The sequence below is a fragment of the Chelativorans sp. J32 genome, from assembly GCF_000518985.1.
Taxonomy (GTDB): domain Bacteria; phylum Pseudomonadota; class Alphaproteobacteria; order Rhizobiales; family Rhizobiaceae; genus Chelativorans.
The window spans coordinates 1-1,069 of the sequence record NZ_JAEQ01000048.1 but is presented as its reverse complement, the minus strand read 5'-3'; the positions used below and the strand labels follow the sequence as shown (position 1 = coordinate 1,069).

At 61.5% G+C, this 1,069-nt stretch carries 1 protein-coding gene; it reads left to right on the top strand.

From position 1 onward, the window contains the following. Window positions 1–150: 150 nt before the first annotated feature. On the top strand, window positions 151–369 hold the full coding sequence (locus CHEJ32_RS27585) for a hypothetical protein (RefSeq protein ID WP_028035902.1): 219 nt from the start codon (window positions 151–153) through the stop codon (window positions 367–369). The last annotated feature ends 700 nt before the right edge of the window (window positions 370–1,069 follow it).

Sequence of the window (1,069 nt, the reverse complement as noted above, 5' to 3'; positions counted from 1 at the left end):
TTGCCCTCATGGAACGAGATCGAGCGGATACGTGAGGCGAGGCCGACAAAGCGCCCGAGCACCTCGTCATGCACCGGCGCGCTCTCGGCAATGGTTGCGGCCGCCGCCGCGACAAGGCCATCAAAGTGCTGGCCAAGCACGCCCGGCTCAATGCGCACGGAATTTTGGCTGCTGGCCGCGCTGTCGACGGCTGGTAAGCGTGAAGTGATATGGTTGCTGACAGTGGTCATGAATCCCTCCGTTGAAAAAACTGTCGGTCTGAATGAAAGCGGCATGGTTCCGCCGGCGCGGCGGTCGGCCCGGCTGGCCGGACCCGATCGCAAGGCGAAAAAGATGCTGCCGCAGGCGAAGCCGTTCTCGGCGCGGTGAAGCCGTCAGGCCGCTATGCCGCCTGTCTTGCGGCCGCGCGCCTGTTCAAATCGCGCCGACAGCGCTTCCAACGGGGGAATGGAGGTTCTAATATTCCGCATAGCCCAATCCTTTCTTGTCCAAAGGTGCGGGTCAGGCCTCCGGTTGGTGTTCCAGCACCGTCGGAGGCCGACTGTCCGTCAAGGTCATCCTTCACGAACGCAATCAGGAAAGCAGGATCCGTCCGTGATCTCAAGCCGGTGGCTCACAAAAAGAACGGATCCGGAACAAGTGTTGCAAATCTGCACCGGGCTCCTTGTCCGCAAGGCGCATGCGGACCTGGATTGCTGGTTCTCTTTCAAGACCGCTGGGCATGGCTGATGCGGGGCGCGATGGCGTCGTCGCGGTAGCGCGCTCCATCCTAGGGGACATTTCTCCATTGCCTCTGCTGCGCATTCAAGCCAGACTGGGGGCAATGCCATTCCGGCCAAGACCCTCGGCAAGTTGCTTCGCCGGGAGAAAGACGAGCCCGCTGGATTGGCGGGCTCGCGCCTTCATTGGCTCACGCCGGAACCGGCGCCCGGCCCTTCATTGTGCTCCACAAATACTCTGCCCTTGTGTCGAAAAACTCGTAGCTGTCACCGGAATAATCCCCGCGCGGCAAGCGATAGATCGTCACCTGCATGGGATTGCGGCCGCCGCAGTTGCGGAAATGTCTTTC